We start from the raw sequence: 16,307 nt of genomic DNA, 5'->3' as shown, positions 1-16,307 counted from the left end.
ATGGCATCCACCGAACGGACCACGGGTCTCACCGACCTGGCGCGCGTCGGCTTCAGCGAACTTGCTCAGGCAGACGCCGGGCTCGCGGAACTGGCTGAGACACTCGGCATCGACCGAGCATCCGTGGCGGCCCCTGCTGCAGCCGCCGCAGATCCCGACGCGGCACTGCAGGCGTTACTCCGGGTAGCGCGCCGCGACGCCGACGCACTGCGGGTCGCCGCCTTCGACGAGCGCCGGTGGTCGCACCTGTGGCTTCTGCTCGGCGCGTCGCGCGGGTTCGGCGAGTTCTATGGCCGGCATCCGAATGAGATCATTCAGCTCGAGGGTGGCGCCGACAGGCTCCCGAGCGAGGCGGAGCTTCGCGAAGTCCTTCTGACCGCAGTGGGCGTCCAGGGAGGATTCGCCGACGACGGGTCGGAAGCCGCCTGGGTCCGTTTGCGCATTGCGTATCGGACCCAACTGGCGCGCATCGCGCTCTTCGATCTCTCGCATGTCGCACCGGAAGCCGTCTTGGACGCCGTGTCGAGGGCGCTGGCCGATGCGGCGGCCGCCGCGCTCGAAGCATCCCTGTGTATCGCCAGAACCCGTATTTCAACGGGAGGACCTGCCGGCCAGTTCTCTCGCGAGCAGGTCGATGCGACCCAGCTGGCGATCATCGGCATGGGCAAGTGCGGTGCCCGTGAACTCAACTACGTCTCCGACGTCGACGTGATTTTCGTCGCGGGGACGGATGACGAGTCCCTGGTGTCCGAGAGCCGCGCTGTGGATATCGGCACGCGCCTGGCCGTGCAAACGATGCGTGGAATCTCCGGCGTTGAGATCGAGCCGCCACTGTGGGAGGTTGACCCGAACCTGCGACCCGAGGGTAAGCAGGGCGCTCTGGTGCGCACGCTCGATTCGCACGTGGCCTACTACGAGCGGTGGGCGAAGAGCTGGGAGTTCCAGGCTCTCCTGAAGGCTCGCCCGATCGCGGGAAACCCAGCCCTGGGGAGGCCTACATCGAGGCAGTTCGACCGCGGGTCTGGGCGAGCGCCGCCCGTGAGAACTTCGTCGACAGCGTGCAGCGGATGCGAGAGCGCGTGACCGACCACATCCCCTCCGAGGAGGTCGCCCAGCAGATCAAGTTGGGTCCGGGCGGCATCCGAGACGTGGAATTCACGGTGCAGTTGCTGCAGCTGGTGCATGGCCTCAGCGACGAGGCGATCCGGCAGCGCGGCACGCTTGCAGCGATTGATGCATTGGTCGCTGAGGGGTACATCGGGCGCACGGATGCCGCGGCATTCGCGCGTGACTACCGGCTGCTGCGGCTGCTGGAGCACCGTCTACAGTTGCGTCGGCTCTCGCGTACGCACCTGATGCCCACTGATCCCGACGAGTTGCGCGTATTGGCCCGCGCATCCGGCCTGGCTGACACCGGCGCTGACCTCATCGCGCAGTGGGAAGCGATCAAGCGCGAAGTCCGCGACATTCATGTGCGGCTGTTCTATCGGCCGCTGCTGTCGGCCGTGGCGGCACTGCCCGCTGAGGAGCGCGCCCTGTCCGAGGATCAGGCTCACGACCGCCTCGCGGCGATCGGCTTCCTCGATCCGCCGGGTGCGCTCCGCCACATTCGTGCGCTGACAACCGGTCTCAGTCGCAAGGCGACCATTCAGCGTCATCTCATGCCCGTGATGATCCGCTGGTTCGCTGACGGCGTTGATCCGGACTACGGCCTGATCTCTTTCCGGCGCCTGAGTGAGCGTCTCGGTGACACTCCGTGGTTCCTCCGAATGCTGCGCGACTCGACGGGGGCTGCTGAGCGACTGACCCGCGTTCTTTCCGGTTCGCGGTACGTGGGGGAACTCGTCGAGTGGATTCCCGAGTCAGCGGCATGGCTGGACGGGGAGGAGCAACTTCGGCCCCGCTCTGGTGTGGCGCTCCAGGAGGAAGCCCGAGCCATCCAGACCCGGCACAGCTCCATCGAGGACGCAGCGCGGGCCGTGCGGGCTCTGCGCCGCCGGGAGGTCCTCCGAACTGCGATGGGCGGCGTTCTCGGAATCCTCTCGATCGACGAGATCGCCAACGCGCTGACGACCATCACCGAGGTGACGATCCAAGCCACGCTGCGGGCGGTGCGGCGAGAGGTCGTGCCGCCCGAAGATGATGCACTCGACTTCTCGGTCATCGCGATGGGCAGGTTCGGCGGCGCGGAACTCGGCTTCGGGTCCGATGCCGATGTGCTCTACGTCTATCGTGCCAACGGTGTCGAGGAGGGGCGTGCGAGCCAGCTGGCGAACGCGCTCGTCGCCGGCTTGCGGCAGCACGCGGAGGATCTGCGGCTGCCGCTCGATCTGGACGCTGACCTACGCCCTGAGGGTCGTACTGGCCCGATCGTCCGGTCGCTGGAGGCCTACGCGGCGTACTACCGCAGGTGGTCGCTGTCGTGGGAGGCCCAGGCACTGCTTCGCTCCCGGGGTGTCGCAGGAAGCGTGAAGCTGATCGGCGCGTTCACGGAGCTCGCCGACTCGGTCCGCTATCCGGCGTCTGCCGACGAGAGCGGTTTGCGTGAGATCAAGCGCATCAAGGCACGGGTCGAGAACGAACGTCTGCCGCAGGGTGTCGATCCTGCGAGACATCTGAAGTTGGGCCCCGGTTCTCTCAGCGATGTGGAGTGGCTGGTGCAGCTGCTCCAGCTGCAGCACGCCCATGACGTTCCCGAATTGCGCACCACGTCGACCCTTCGAGCACTCGACGCGCTGGCTTCGCATGGGTTGTTGCCCGCCAGCGCGGTCGAACGTCTGAGACATGCCTGGATCCTCGCGAGCAGATTGCGGTCGGCCAACACCCTGCTGTCGGGGCAGACGAGCGACGTTTTACCGACGGATCGGCGCAAACTCGACGGGCTCGCTCGCCTGCTCGAGTACCCGCCACACTCGGCTTCGCGGGTGGAAGAGGACTATCTCGGCGTCACGCGGCGCGCACGTCGTGTCTTCGAGAAGCACTTCTACGGCTGAAATCGACGTGCGATGCCCAGTGGAAATGGGAGAAGGCCCGCATCCGAGTGGATGCGGGCCTTCTTCGTGATCGGTATCAGACGCCGAAGTACAGCTCGTACTCGAACGGGTGAGGACGGGCGTTGATCGGCTGGATCTCGTTCTCGAACTTGTACTCGATCCAGGTCTCGATGAGCTCGGGCGTGAACACGTTGCCACGGAGCAGGAACTCGTGGTCGGCGCGCAGGGCGTCGAGCGAGTCCAGCAGCGAGTTCGGCACCTGGGGGATGAGCTTGGCCTCCTCGGGGGGCAGCTCGTAGAGGTCCTTGTCGACGGGCTCGTGCGGCTCGATGCGGTTGATGATGCCGTCGATGCCGGCCATCAACTGCGCAGCGAACGCGAGGTACGGGTTACCCGAGGAGTCGGGGGCGCGGAACTCGAGGCGCTTGGCCTTCGGGTTGGATCCGGTGATCGGGATGCGCACAGCTGCCGAACGGTTACCGGCCGAGTACACCAGGTTGACCGGAGCCTCGTAGCCCTTGACCAGACGCTTGTAGGAGTTGAGCGTCGGGTTGGTGAATGCGAGAACAGCCGGAGCGTGGGCGAGCAGGCCACCGATGTACCACCGAGCGGTGTCGGAGAGCTGTGCGTAGCCGGCCTCGTCGTAGAAGAGGGGCTTGCCCTCGAGCCACAGCGACTGATGGGTGTGCATACCCGAGCCGTTGTCGCCGAACAGCGGCTTGGGCATGAAGGTCGCAACCTTGCCCCACTGCTCAGCCACGTTCTTGACGATGTACTTGAACTTCAAGATGTCGTCGGCGGCGTGAACCATCGTGTCGAACTTGTAGTTGATTTCCTGCTGGCCACCGGTACCGACCTCGTGGTGGGCGCGCTCAAGCTCAAGGCCCGACTCGATCAGCCGCAGCGAGATGTCGTCACGCAGGTCAGCGGTCTTGTCGACGGGGGAGACGGGGAAGTAGCCGCCCTTGTACGGGGTCTTGTTTCCGAGGTTGCCGCCCTCTTCTTCGCGGCCCGTGTTCCAGGCACCCTCGGAGGAGTCCACGGAGTAGAAGCTAGAGTTCTGCTTCACCTCGTAGCGCACGTCGTCGAAGATGTAGAACTCAGCCTCCGGTGCAAAGTACGCGGTGTCCGCGATGCCGGTTGAGGCGAGGAACTTCTCTGCCTTCTTCGCGACCTGGCGCGGGTCCTTGTGGTAGATCTCGCCGGTGCGCGGGTTGTAGATGTCGAAGACCATGATCAGCGTCTTGGCGTCGCGGAACGGGTCGAGGTACGCCGTGGTGACATCCGGAATGAGCTGCATGTCCGACTCGTGGATGTTCGCGAATCCGCGGATCGAGGATCCATCGAACAGCTGGCCGACGGTGAAGAAGTCCTCGTCGACGGTGGATGCCGGAATGTTGAAGTGCTGCTGCACACCGGGGAGATCCGTGAAACGGATGTCGAGGAACTTGACGTCCTCGTCCTTGATGAACTTCAGCACCTCAGATGAATCTTTGAACATGAAGACTCCAGAGGTAGGGCGTGGTGATACCCGTGTCGGGTTTCCCAAAACGGTAGTCGGCAGGGATTGCCCTGCCGTGTCCCTATTGTTTCGGGCATGTTACGAGCCTGTCGAATCGACTCGCCCAGGTAGGCTCGTTCGGTGACCTCAGTTGCCCAGGACTACCCCGGCAAACGGCTCGGACTTCCGGAGTCTGGGCCCGGATCGATGGGTCGACTCGGTCGCCGAGTCGGTGCACTGTGCATCGACTACGGCGCGGCGTACCTGATTTCCGGGTTCTTCGGATGGGACCCGCTCGCCATTCTGGGAATCTTCGCGCTCATTCAGATCGCCTTCCTGCCGACGCTGCAGGGCAGCCCCGGTCACCGGATCTTCGGGTTGACGCTCCAGCGCGTAGACGGGGGCTGGGTCGGCCTGTGGCGACCGGTGATTCGCACGCTGCTGTTGATCGTTGTGATCCCGGCAGTGATCTGGGATGCCGATCAGCGAGGGCTGCACGACAAGGCTGCCGGCACGGTTCTGCTTCGCAGCCGCTGAGGCGGGGGCACGTCCGTGGGATCGACGCTCCGCGGGCTGTCAGGGATCAGCGCGGACGCGGTGCCCTGACCTTGGTCGGGTCGATGCCCTTCGGAATCGGAAGCGACGTGAGCGACTGTGAAACCGAGTCAACTCGCTTGATGACGGCGGCCATCGTTGCGCGGTCGATCTTCTTGGGGAGCTTCTTGATCCGGGTTGCGAGCTGCGAGATCGGCACATCGTCATCACCGTGCCCGACGTAGATCACTGTCAGCGGTACACCGGATGCCACACGCTGAACCTTCTGACGCTCGTCGTTGACCAGCCGAGTCAGTCGTCCGCGTGAACCCTCGCCAATGATGACGACGCCGCCGCGACCAATGACGCGATAAACCGCTTCCTGCGTCTTGGGGTTGACGCCCACGGGGTTCTCGTTAGCCTGCCACGAACGGCCGAGTGAGGTGGAGATCACGTGGCCGGTGGCCCCGGGGACGCCGTCGATGCGCTTGTACATCGCGCGTGTCGACAGTCGCGTCGTCAGGGTCAGGCCCATCAGCACGCCGAAGAGAAGCCCGGTGACACCCCAGAGGATGATGCTCCAGACCGCGACCGGCGGGATGAGGAACCCGACTCCGACGCCGAGGGCGGCGCCTGCGAGCACGACACCGACGAGCATCCAGGGAAGACCGCGGTAGGTCTGCTGCGTGAACGTATACAGGGTACGAAGCTGCGAGAAGAAGCCGGGCCTTTTCTCCGGTGAGGACGCGCGTGCTGCCATCCCTCCAGCGTACCCGGGCGGGGCGTGCCGTATGCGTTGCTGCGTACGGCAGCCGATCCCCGAGCGCTCTCCTCCCCAGGCCATGCTTGGGCTCGTCAGTCCCCGCACCGGATGGGCCTTGGCTGGGGCGCCGCCGCTTCCGCTCAGGCTGGGGGCATGAGTGATGCAATGCCCGGGTGGGCGGATGATCCGTTCTTGATCGCCTTCACCCCGCTCCGCCGTGTCACGACGAGAGAGTCGCCGTACGCGGGAACGCTGGTACGCAGCCCGGCGGGAGTGCACCTTCTGATCGATCCAGAACAGGTGCCCGGTGGCGAGCTCTTCTGGACGCCTCAGGATGACACGCACGTGCTCCGAGCGCTGGATGTCGTCCACATGGGCACCTCGCGCTCTGACGCAGCAGCGGGCGCGCTCGTCGAAGCGTGCCGCGAGCCCCTCGAGACGTACCTCGCGGTTCGCGACAGTCTGAGGTCGCCTGTCACGGAACCCGAATGCGCCACCATCATGATCAGCCTTCTGCGCGGAGCGAACGAGCTGCGCGCTGAAGCCCGGAACGACCTCGGCGGAGGATGGTGGCTGTCGGGCTCGGCCAGGCCGGTCTTCGCGCTCTCGCCCGGTGCTGAGCCCGCTCGCGAGAGCGCATGCCGCATCCTGAATCGACTACCGCTCGATGATGCCCGGGGAGGTTCCGTGCGGGATGCCATCGTGGCGCTCTTGCGGACCGATGACGTTCGGGCGGGCGGCATCGACGCTTGTGAGCGCGCGGTGTTCGAGTGGGTGGAGCCAGGGCCCCTTCGCCCGTCTTCCGAGGCCCCGGCCGCCGTACGGCTGACGCCGAGCCCCGCATCTGTCGAACCGCCGCCGCGGGCGGGGGACGGGGGTGCAGCGCCGGATGAGCCCGGTGCATTCGATCGGCTTGTGCGCGGTGGCGATGGCCGGTGGCAGGAGACCCTTGCCGACGTCGCTGCCTCGGCGCGCGGCGCCATGCGGTCATTCCGGCGTCGGCCGACATCGGAGCGCCCCGTCCGGCGTGGCCGACTCCTGATCGCCGCCGCGGCCGTCGGCGCGGTCCTGGCTATCGCTTTCACGGTCCTGGCTCCCGATGCGCGGAGCGCGCCAGAGGAGGGCGCGCCGACCGGTGAAGCCGCTATCCCACCGGATGCCGGAGTGGATGCCTCGTCTGAATCCCGTGTTCAGGACGACCAGCCGGATCTGCCCCGTGCGGCGGGCGCGATCCTCGATGCCGTGACGACGTGCGCCGGTGATGCCGCGTGCGTGCAGACGATCGCCGAACGTGCGGATGTGACGCCCGCGACCGGAGCTGCCACAGCCCCCGCCCCGCTTAGAACCCTGCACGTGGTTGACGAATACGGGGACGTCGCGGTCATCCGCGCCGAGGCAGACGGTTACCCGCCCCAGCTCGTTGTGATTGCGCGGCACGACGACCGATGGCTGCTGCGCGAGGTTCTCGACCTCGCACAGCAGCCATCGTCGTAGCGGTGATACGTTCCTCCGGGCTCGACGCCGATCCGTCAGATACCGAGGTCGCCGGCGAAGTCTGCCTCTTCGAGGCGGGCCTTCACGGCGCCGAGGAAGCGTGCAGCATCCGCACCGTCGATGATCCGGTGGTCATATGACAGTGCCAGGTAAACGTACGAGCGGACCGAGATCGCATCCTTGCCATCAACCTGCACGACACCGGGGCGCTTGACGACGGTGCCGGTGCCGAGGATCGCTGACTGCGGCAGGAAGACGACCGGCGTGTCGAAGAGCGCGCCTCGGGAGCCGGTGTTGGTGAGCGTGAACGTGCCGCCTGCCAGCTCATCGGGCTTGAGCTTGTTCTCGCGCGTGCGCGCCGCGAGGTCAGCGATCTCGTGCGCGATCTGAGCCAGGTTCTTCGTCGCAGCATCCCGCAGTACCGGCGTGAGCAGGCCCCGCTCGGTGTCGACGGCGATCGAGAGGTTCTCGCTTGCCGGGTACACGATCGAGCCCTCGTCGACCGTGGCATTGATCACGGGGTACGCCTGCAGGGCCTCAGCGGCTGCCAGCGCGAAGAAGGGGAGGAACGACAACTTGTCGCCAGTCTTCTTCTGGAAGTCGCCCTTCACCGCATCCCGGAACGCCGCGACCTTGGTGATGTCGACCTCGACGACCGTGGTCAGCTGAGCTGTCGACTGCATCGACGCGACAGCGCGCTCGGAGAGGACCTTGCGCAGACGCGACATCGGCTGCGTGGTCCCGCGCAGCTCCGAAACCTCGCGTTCAGAACGCTTGGGCGCCTCGCTCGCGGCTGCGGGAGTTGCCGCCGACTCGGCAGCTGCCAGGACGTCCTCCTTGCGGATCCGCCCTCCAACGCCTGTTCCCTTGACGTTCGAGAGGTCGACGCCCTTCTCCTGCGCCAGCTTGCGTACGAGCGGGGTCACATAGGTCTTGCTGTCGCCGTCAGCCTCAGAGCCGGACTCGGTTGCAGCTGCCTCGGTCACCTCGGACGAGGTCGCGGGGGTCTGCGCGGTCTGGCTCGGCTCTGCCGACTTCTCTGGCTCAGCTGCCGGCTTCTCCGGCTCGGCAGCAGGCTTCTCGGGTTCCGGGGCACTCTGCTCGGGCTCAGACTCCGGCTTCGGCTCTTCGGCGGGCGCGGGCTCAGGAGCTGACTGCTGCGGGGCGCCGTCCCCGATGCGGGCGAGCGTCGCGCCGACCGAGACTGTCTCGTCTTCCTGCACCAGGATCTCCTGCAGCGTCCCCGCGACAGGGGACGGGATCTCGGTGTCGACCTTGTCGGTGGAGATCTCCAGTAGTGGCTCATCGACCTCGACCGTGTCACCGACGGCCTTCAGCCAGCGGGTCACTGTGCCTTCCGTCACGCTTTCGCCGAGTTCGGGGAGGACGACGTCCTTGCCCCCACCGGACGCGGCAGTCTGTGCCTCGGGGGCAGGCGCGGGCGCAGGCTCTGGGGCCGGCTCGGGCTGCGGCTCCGGCTCGGCCTCCTGGGGCGCCTCATCCTGGGGGGCCTCCTCGGCGGGAGACTCCGACGACGGTGCTGACGAGCCATCACCGATCTTGGCGAGGACTGCACCAACCTCGACGGTCTCGTCCTCGTCAACGAGGATCTCCTCGATCACGCCCGAAACGGGGGAGGGGATCTCGGTGTCGACCTTGTCGGTCGAGATCTCGAGAAGCCCTTCATCGGCCTGAACTGTGTCTCCCACCTTCTTGAGCCAGCGGGTCACCGTTCCCTCCGTAACACTCTCGCCGAGTGCGGGGAGGACCACGGAAGTGCTCATGAGCTTGTCTCCTTCAGAATGCCGATGTCTTTTCCAGCTTAGTGATTCTGCGGGTGCGGTCGTCAGATCGCGTGCAGCGGTTTGCCCGAGAGCAGCAGGAGCGCCTCGCCCAGCGCCTCGCTCTGTGTCGGATGGGCGTGAATGAGCGGAGCGACATCTTCCGGATGCGCGTCCCACCCCACGAGCAACTGCCCCTCGGTGATCAGTTCGCCGACCCGATCTCCGACGAGATGCACGCCGAGAACGGGACCTTCGCGACGGCGCACGACCCGCGCGAACCCGGATGTTCCCAAGATCTCGCTCTTGGCGTTCGCGGCCAGCGGGATCTCGGCGGTCTCGACAGCGTCTTCGCCGAAGCGTTCGATCGCGGCAGCCGTCGTGAGGCCCACCGACGCGACTTCGGGACTGGAGTATGCAACGCGGGGCACTACCTCGTCCGCTAGCGGGGCAACGGCGAGCCCCGCTATCCGCTCCGCCACCGCGATGCCGTGAGCGAACCCGCGATGGGCAAGTTGCGGGCCCCGGACGATGTCGCCCACCGCCCAGACGTGCGGCGCGCTCGTGCGCAGCTCGGCATCCGTCACAACGAAACCGGCGTTGAGTTCCACGCCAGCATCCTCGAAGCCGAGACCTGCGGTCGCAGGTATGCGGCCCGCGGCGACGAGGACGTAGTCGGCGGTGCGCGTCGAACCATCCGACAACGTCACCGTGACCCGATCCTCGCCGGCATCGACGCCGGTGCACGATGCTCCGAAGCTCGCCGCAATCCCGCGCTTGCGGAACGCTCGGAGCAGTGCGGCACTGCTGGCCTCGTCCTCGGAGGGAAGCAAGCGTGCCAGCGGCTCGATGATCGTGACCTCGGCGCCAAATGAACGCCAGATACTGGCGAACTCGACACCGATGACGCCGCCGCCCAGGATCACGACCGATGACGGCACCTCGTCGAGTTCCAGCGCGGTGTCGCTGCTCAACACTCTTCCGCCGAGCGGCACGTCCGCAAGCTCGCGGGTGCGTCCCCCCGTCGCGAGGACGATGTCGGATGCCGACAGAACACGGTCACCGACGCGCACCCGTCGATCAGCTTCGAGGTAGCCGTCACCGGTGATCGTCACGACTCCGCGTGCGGCGAGAAGTCCTGTGAGGCCCGCGTGTTTCTTGCTGACGATCTTGCGCCGGTAGTCGTGGACCGCAGCAATATCGATGGCCTCAAAGCTCGCGCTCACGCCGTGATGGGCAGCGTTGCGCACGACATCGGCAACCTCACCAGAGTGCAGCAGGGCTTTCGTGGGAACGCAACCGCGATGAAGGCAGGTGCCACCGACCTGGTCTCTTTCAACCAGAGCGACGGTCCGTCCGAGCTCCCGGGCGCGCAGCGCCGCCGCATAGCCCCCGGAGCCGCCGCCGAGGACGATGATGTCGAAGCCGTCCTCGCTCATCGGCGCGCCTCGCTGAGCACGAACTCGATGAGGCTGCGGGTCGTCGCGGCGGTCGGTCCCTTGTCGGTGAAGCCGAACGCTGCCCCCTTGTTCATGCCGACGCCGGCGATGTCGAGGTGAACCCACGGGATGCGCGCTTCGTTGCCGTCGGCTTCGCCGCGTGTGCCGACGAAGTGACGAAGGAACAGCCCTGCGAAGAGAGATCCACCCGCGGGATCGCCGACCTTCGCGTTGCGGAGATCCGCGATAGGCGAGTCGAGTTCATCCACCATGTGGTCGGGAAGCGGCATCTGCCAGGCGAGTTCGTTGACGCGATCGGCGGCTGCGAGGTATCGCGCGACGGCGTCGTCATCTCCCATGACGCCTGCGTGTCGCGTTCCCAGTGCCGTGGTGATCGCACCCGTGAGGGTTGCGACGTCGACGATGAGGTCGGGATGCTCGCGGCTCGCGGCGACCAGTCCGTCTGCGAGGACGAGCCGACCCTCGGCATCCGTGTTCAGGACCTCGACCGTCGTGCCGTCGGCGATGCGAAGCACATCGCCCGGGCGGGTCGCAGTCCCCGAGGGCATGTTCTCGGCCAGGCACAGCCACGCCGACACTTGCACGGGAGCGCCGATCCCGGCAACGGCGCGAAGCACAGCAAGCACGGTTGCAGCTCCGCACATGTCGTACTTCATGTCGATCATTCCGGCGGCGGGTTTGAGCGAAAGCCCACCCGAATCGAAGGTGATGCCCTTGCCGACCAGAGCCACATGGCGCGTCGCGCCGTCCGGCGCATACTCGGCGCGTACGAGGCGCGGGGGGCGCGCCGAGCCGCGGCCGACACCGAGGATGCCGCCGAACCCGCCCGTTTCCAGTTCGGTCTCGTCCCACACCCGGACTGTGGCCGGGAGCTCACGCAGCAGGTCGCTGGTCGCCTGGGCCATATCGGCAGGGCCGAGAGCGTCGGCAGGGGTCGTCACGAGGTCCTTCACCAGCGCGACTGCCTCGATGACGGCGCGAACCCGAGCCACATCCGCTGGCGAAACCGCCGCGGCGGTGTGAACGACGACGCGGGTAGCACGCGGCTTGGGCGGCTCCTTCTTGAAGCTGGCGAAGCTGTAGGCGCCGAGCCCTGCACCCTCGGCTGCTGCAAGCGCCGTGTCTGCTGCCTCATGGAACGGCAGAGCGACAGCGACCGACGCGAACCCGGTGAGGGTGCGGCATCCGATACCGACGGCGTTGCGAACTGACGCGGCGTCTCGCCCCGCGCCGCTACCGACCACGGCGACGGGCTTGGCGAAGAGCTGCGGAGCCGCCACGCGAGCGTACGACCCGGACGAGCCGGTGAACCCGATCGACTCCAGGCTCTCGCGCAAACCGGGAAGCGACTCCCACTCGTCGTCAGTGGTTGCAGAAACAAGAGGGACGACCATCACCACCGCGTCTGCGTCGTGTTCGGTAACCGGGGCTTCGCTGAAATCGACGACAGGACTGGCCATGCATTCATCCTAGGTCGGGGGTGTTCGCTCTGAGCGGCACGCGTCGGGGCGGTCGCCGCGACCACGCGCCTAGCATGGAGGCATGACTCTGTCGGTACCCGTCTATCACCGCGTCGCCAGCGCTCCGCCGGTGCCCGCGGGTCTGCCGCTCGTGATCGCGCTCACCGGGTTCACCGACGCTGGCTCCGCCGTGAGTCGGATCGTCACGTATGTGAGGGAAGACCTGGAGCCGACCCCGATCGCGGTTTTCGAGAACGACATCCTTCTCGATTACCGTGCCCGTCGCCCGGTCATCTCCTTCGAGCACGACCACCTCACTGACTATCGTCCTCCTCGGCTGGAGCTCTCTCTCGTCCACGACGCGCTGGGTCAACCGTTCGTCGCGCTCACGGGATACGAGCCGGACTTTGCGTGGGACTCGTTCACGGCAGCGGTCCTTGACCTCGCCGCGGAACTCGACGTGTCGAGCGTCACGTGGGTGCATGCGATTCCGATGCCCGTGCCTCACACGCGCCCGTTGGGAACCACGGTGAGCGGCACCCGGACGGAACTGACGGCGGCTCACTCGGTATGGCAGCCCGAGACACAGGTGCCCGCGACTGTCGGCCACCTTCTGGAGTATCGCTTTGCCGAGACCGCTGCGGATGTCGCGGGTTTCGTGCTTCTCGTGCCTCACTATCTCGCCGACACGCAATATCCGGCAGCAGCTCTCGCTGCGCTGGACAGCGTGACGGTTGCCACCGGACTGGTCTTCGCGGGAGACGAGCTCCGCGAAGAGAACCGGGAGTATCTCGAGAAGGTGCAGGAGCAGGTTGGTGGCAGCGACGAGCTGCAGCGAATGATCGAGACTCTCGAAGAGCGCTATGACGCCTACATGGCTGGGGCCACGAACGCGACGCCGATCATCCACACCGGTGACCTGCCGACCGCGGACGAGATTGCCGCGGAATTGGAGCGCTATCTCGCGACCCGGCCCGCCGGCGACGACGACAAGGGCTGATCGCCACCTGGGCGACTGGAATAGGTAACGCCTCAGAGAGGTTGTGCTGGGTATCCGTTCGCGTGGCCAGGGGAGTAGGCCAGGAATCGTGCACGGAGTATGAGACAATGGTGGTTCGACCCATTGTCACCCGCGACCGTCACACGCCGCGGGACTTGACAAGGGTCTTACTAGCGTCCGAAACCAACAGCGCGGCAATCAGATCGCCGTGCGCTGAGAGGCGAAACGTGACCGCAAGCACGACATCCACCCGTACGCGCGCTAAGAAGGCCGACGCGGACGAGCTGGCGCCCGAGATCGAGAGCGACGACGAAGTCGCCACGACTCCTGCCAGCAAGCGTCCCGCCGCCAAGAAGCGTAGCGGCGCCGCGGGTGCGAAGGCCAGCACCAAAAAGACATCCAAGAAGAGCGCGGATGACGACCACGTCGACGAGGATGAAGAACTCGCCGAGGCTGACGTGGACGGCGACGATGAGGGCGAAGACGACGACTCTTCGGACTCGGAATCGTCCGATGACGCTTCCGACGCGCCGGCCGCGAAGGATGCCTCCGACGACGGCGACGACTCGGACGACGACGAAACGTCCGGCAAGCCGGTGTTCACCGAGCCGCTCCCCAGCGGCGCCATCGTCATCACGTCGAACGACGAGGATGACGTCCCGATCTACTCGACGCAGATCACCGGTGCGACAGCTGACCCGGTCAAGGACTACCTGAAGCAGATCGGTAAGGTTCCGCTGCTGAATGCGGCCGAAGAGGTCGAGCTCGCTATGCGGATCGAGGCGGGTTTGTTCGCCGAAGAGAAGCTCTCGAACATGACGCCCGCCGAGAAGTCCAGCCAGCTCGGTTTGGACCTGCAGTGGATCGCGCGCGATGGTCAGCGCGCCAAGAGCCACCTGCTGGGTGCGAACCTGCGTCTGGTCGTCTCGCTCGCCAAGCGCTACACGGGTCGCGGGATGCAGTTCCTCGACCTCATCCAGGAGGGCAACCTCGGCCTCATCCGAGCTGTTGAGAAGTTCGACTACACCAAGGGCTTCAAATTCTCGACCTATGCGACGTGGTGGATTCGTCAGGCGATCACCCGCGCCATGGCGGACCAGGCGCGCACCATCCGTATCCCGGTACACATGGTCGAAGTCATCAACAAGCTCGCCCGCGTCCAGCGTCAGATGCTGCAGGACCTGGGTCGCGAACCCACCCCCGAAGAGCTCAGCCGCGAACTGGACATGACCCCGAGAAGGTCATCGAAGTTCAGAAGTATGGCCGTGAGCCGATCTCGCTGCACACGCCGCTCGGTGAGGACGGTGACAGCGAGTTCGGTGACCTCATCGAGGACACCGAGGCTGTTGTTCCTGCCGACGCGGTCGGGTTCACGATGCTGCAGCGCCAGCTGGAGTCTCTCCTCGACTCCTTGTCGGAGCGAGAGGCCGGCGTCATCCGGATGCGTTTCGGACTCGGCGACGGTCAGCCCAAGACGCTCGACCAGATCGGCGACACGTTCGGTGTGACCCGTGAGCGGATCCGCCAAATCGAGTCGAAGACGATGGCCAAGCTTCGCCACCCGTCGCGGTCGCAGTCGCTGCGGGACTATCTGGAATGACCGGCGTCGCCAACGAGGGGAAGGCGCTCGAAGTCGATATCGACGGCGCGCGCTATCGACGGATTCCGATCCGCACGCGGGTGGTCATGCCCGGCGATGATCTCGATGACATCATCCGCGAATACGCCCTCGAGCACGCTGCCGCCGGCGACACGCTGTTCGTCACCGAGAAGATCGTCGCGATCACACAGGGCCGCTCGTACGCGGTTTCGGACATTCAGCCGCGCAAGCTGGCCCGGTTCCTGGCGCGCTACGTGACCCGAACTCCCTACGGGATCGGACTCGGAATGCCCGAGACGATGGAAATGGCGCTGCGCGAGTGCGGCACACCCCGCATCCTGTTCGCGGCGGCAGTCTCCGCGGTCACGAAGGCGTTTGGGCGCTCCGGCGACTTCTACCGGATCGCCGGCGACCGTGCCCGCGCCATCGACGGCCCGACGAGCGGAACCATCCCGCCCTACAACAGCGCCGTGGTGCTGGGCCCGGAGCGTCCCCGTGAGGTAGCTCAGCATCTGAAGACGCTGCTGGCGCCGGGCGTCGAGGTCGCGGTGGTCGACATCAACGACCTCGGCGGGAACATCCTCGGGTCGACCCTTTCGAAGACCGACGAGAAGACGCTGCTCGCTGTGCTTCGCGACAACCCGCTGGGCCAAGGCCACCAGTCCACGCCGCTCGGGATCGTTCGCGCCGTCTAGCCGCCTCTCAGAAGCCGATTGCAGCCCGGTACCGGGGCTTGTGGCCGGTGCGGATGCCGGTCACGCTGGGCTTGTTCTCATAAACCCCTGCCGCCCAGTTGCCTTCGACGAGGACAGGGCCGGCGGGAGTCACGACGACATCCCACCCCACGTAACGCACCGTCGGAACGACGCGTGCTACCTCATCGATGAAGGTCTTCACCTCGCCGAGCATCGGCAGAGTGAAGTCGGAGATGCGGCGTCCGGTGTCGGGGTGCAGCTCGTGCACGTTGCCGTGCGAGTCGTATCCGGCGCCGACCGCACGGCCGTCGTCGTCGAGCATCGAATAGAAGCCGCCGAAGCTCATCTGGTCGCTGACTTGTCCTCGGCCGAACTTCTGCGCCATCGCGAGGATATGTGTGCGTTCGCCGTCGAAGAAGGTCGTCACCCGGGTCGTGTTGACCGTGCCCGGGCAGAAAGCCGCAAGGTCAGGATGCTGCGTGATCACTTCTTCGGCGAGAAGCTCTCCGCGGTCGAGCAGACCCCTGTGGAACGCCGACCAGTCGGTGACGGCATCCGCCCGATAGCGGTGCACGCCGGATCCCGCTTGACCGACCGGCTCCTTGACGATGACGGTGCCGTGGCGCTCGACGAAATCGCGGAACTCGTCCGCGTTGTCGGGCGTGATCGTCATCCATTCGCGATGGAGAAACGGCGCAAACGTCTCGTTGAACGTGATCTTGTTGTGGAACTGGGAACGGTGGCGCGGATCGTCGTATCGCTGTGACAGCTCGTTCGAAACGGGATGCGTCATATAGGTGTCCCGTTCCGCGCGGGTCAGGGTCGCGAAGTCATAGTCGACGTAGTCCTGGAATCCGACCTGACGCACGCCCGCCGACCAGAGCATGTCGGCGAGCACGGCAGGAGTCCAGCGATCGTGCTCCCGTGACGTTTCGCGCGCGCGTTGCCACAGCGACACGACGTCGATCTGTCGTGCCCGCGCGGCGCGGTAGTGCATCCGCGTCCGCGGATCAAGCGAAGCCATTC

Annotated in this window: 10 protein-coding genes and 2 pseudogenes; 6 read left to right on the top strand and 6 right to left on the bottom strand. The window is 66.1% G+C overall.

Annotated elements, in window-relative coordinates; translation table 11 throughout:
* Positions 1-2,993, top strand: a pseudogene (locus MICSW_RS08030) (bifunctional [glutamine synthetase] adenylyltransferase/[glutamine synthetase]-adenylyl-L-tyrosine phosphorylase).
* A gap of 76 nt (positions 2,994-3,069) precedes the next feature.
* Here the strand turns inward: MICSW_RS08030 and glnA are convergent.
* Positions 3,070-4,494, bottom strand: a complete 1,425-nt coding sequence (gene glnA / locus MICSW_RS08025) for a type I glutamate--ammonia ligase (protein ID WP_228178865.1) — start codon at positions 4,492-4,494, stop codon at positions 3,070-3,072.
* Between the two features lie 141 nt (positions 4,495-4,635).
* Here glnA and MICSW_RS08020 point away from each other — a divergent pair, with 141 nt between their 5' ends.
* Positions 4,636-5,031 carry an RDD family protein gene (locus MICSW_RS08020; RefSeq protein WP_228178864.1) on the top strand — a complete coding sequence of 132 codons (396 nt, stop codon included), beginning with the start codon at positions 4,636-4,638 and terminating at the stop codon, positions 5,029-5,031.
* A 46-nt stretch (positions 5,032-5,077) separates the two neighbouring features.
* On the opposite strand, the gene MICSW_RS08015 is transcribed toward MICSW_RS08020, so the two are convergent.
* Positions 5,078-5,788, bottom strand: a complete 711-nt coding sequence (locus tag MICSW_RS08015) for a DUF4191 domain-containing protein (RefSeq protein ID WP_292726371.1) — start codon at positions 5,786-5,788, stop codon at positions 5,078-5,080.
* Positions 5,789-5,944: 156 nt separating this feature from the next.
* Here MICSW_RS08015 and MICSW_RS08010 point away from each other — a divergent pair, with 156 nt between their 5' ends.
* Positions 5,945-7,285, top strand: a complete 1,341-nt coding sequence (locus tag MICSW_RS08010; RefSeq protein WP_464495072.1) for a hypothetical protein — start codon at positions 5,945-5,947, stop codon at positions 7,283-7,285.
* 35 nt (positions 7,286-7,320) lie between these two features.
* Here the strand turns inward: MICSW_RS08010 and sucB are convergent, their stop codons facing one another.
* The 3 genes from sucB to MICSW_RS07995 all read right to left on the bottom strand — a co-directional run bounded on the left by sucB (position 7,321) and on the right by MICSW_RS07995 (position 11,986).
* Positions 7,321-9,069: a 2-oxoglutarate dehydrogenase, E2 component, dihydrolipoamide succinyltransferase gene (gene sucB, locus MICSW_RS08005; protein ID WP_228178861.1), complete on the bottom strand. Its 1,749-nt coding sequence runs from the start codon at positions 9,067-9,069 to the stop codon at positions 7,321-7,323.
* 62 nt (positions 9,070-9,131) lie between these two features.
* Positions 9,132-10,505 carry a dihydrolipoyl dehydrogenase gene (lpdA, locus tag MICSW_RS08000; protein ID WP_228178857.1) on the bottom strand — a complete coding sequence of 458 codons (1,374 nt, stop codon included), beginning with the start codon at positions 10,503-10,505 and terminating at the stop codon, positions 9,132-9,134.
* Positions 10,502-11,986 carry a leucyl aminopeptidase gene (locus tag MICSW_RS07995; RefSeq protein ID WP_464495069.1) on the bottom strand — a complete coding sequence of 495 codons (1,485 nt, stop codon included), beginning with the start codon at positions 11,984-11,986 and terminating at the stop codon, positions 10,502-10,504. The genes lpdA and MICSW_RS07995 overlap by 4 nt, the downstream gene beginning before the upstream one ends.
* Before the next feature lie 82 nt (positions 11,987-12,068).
* Between MICSW_RS07995 and MICSW_RS07990 the strand changes: the two genes are divergently transcribed.
* The 3 genes and pseudogenes from MICSW_RS07990 to MICSW_RS07980 all read left to right on the top strand — a co-directional run bounded on the left by MICSW_RS07990 (position 12,069) and on the right by MICSW_RS07980 (position 15,281).
* Complete coding sequence (locus tag MICSW_RS07990; RefSeq protein WP_228178854.1) at positions 12,069-12,986, top strand: proteasome assembly chaperone family protein; 918 nt, start codon at positions 12,069-12,071, stop codon at positions 12,984-12,986.
* Positions 12,987-13,093: 107 nt separating this feature from the next.
* Positions 13,094-14,586 (top strand): annotated as a pseudogene (locus tag MICSW_RS07985) (RNA polymerase sigma factor).
* The gene (locus MICSW_RS07980) at positions 14,583-15,281 is read left to right on the top strand and encodes a coenzyme F420-0:L-glutamate ligase (RefSeq protein WP_228178849.1); all 699 of its coding nucleotides are present in this window, start codon (positions 14,583-14,585) and stop codon (positions 15,279-15,281) included. The pseudogene MICSW_RS07985 and the gene MICSW_RS07980 overlap by 4 nt, the downstream one beginning before the upstream one ends.
* A 7-nt stretch (positions 15,282-15,288) precedes the next feature.
* Here the strand turns inward: MICSW_RS07980 and MICSW_RS07975 are convergent, their stop codons facing one another.
* Positions 15,289-16,305 carry a sugar-transfer associated ATP-grasp domain-containing protein gene (locus MICSW_RS07975; RefSeq protein WP_228178847.1) on the bottom strand — a complete coding sequence of 339 codons (1,017 nt, stop codon included), beginning with the start codon at positions 16,303-16,305 and terminating at the stop codon, positions 15,289-15,291.
* Between the last annotated feature and the right edge of the window lie 2 nt (positions 16,306-16,307).

This window comes from Microbacterium sp. SW12 (genome assembly GCF_055391095.1).
The sequence above is the reverse complement of the archived record's forward strand: the minus strand, read 5'-3'. Positions and strand labels throughout refer to the sequence as shown.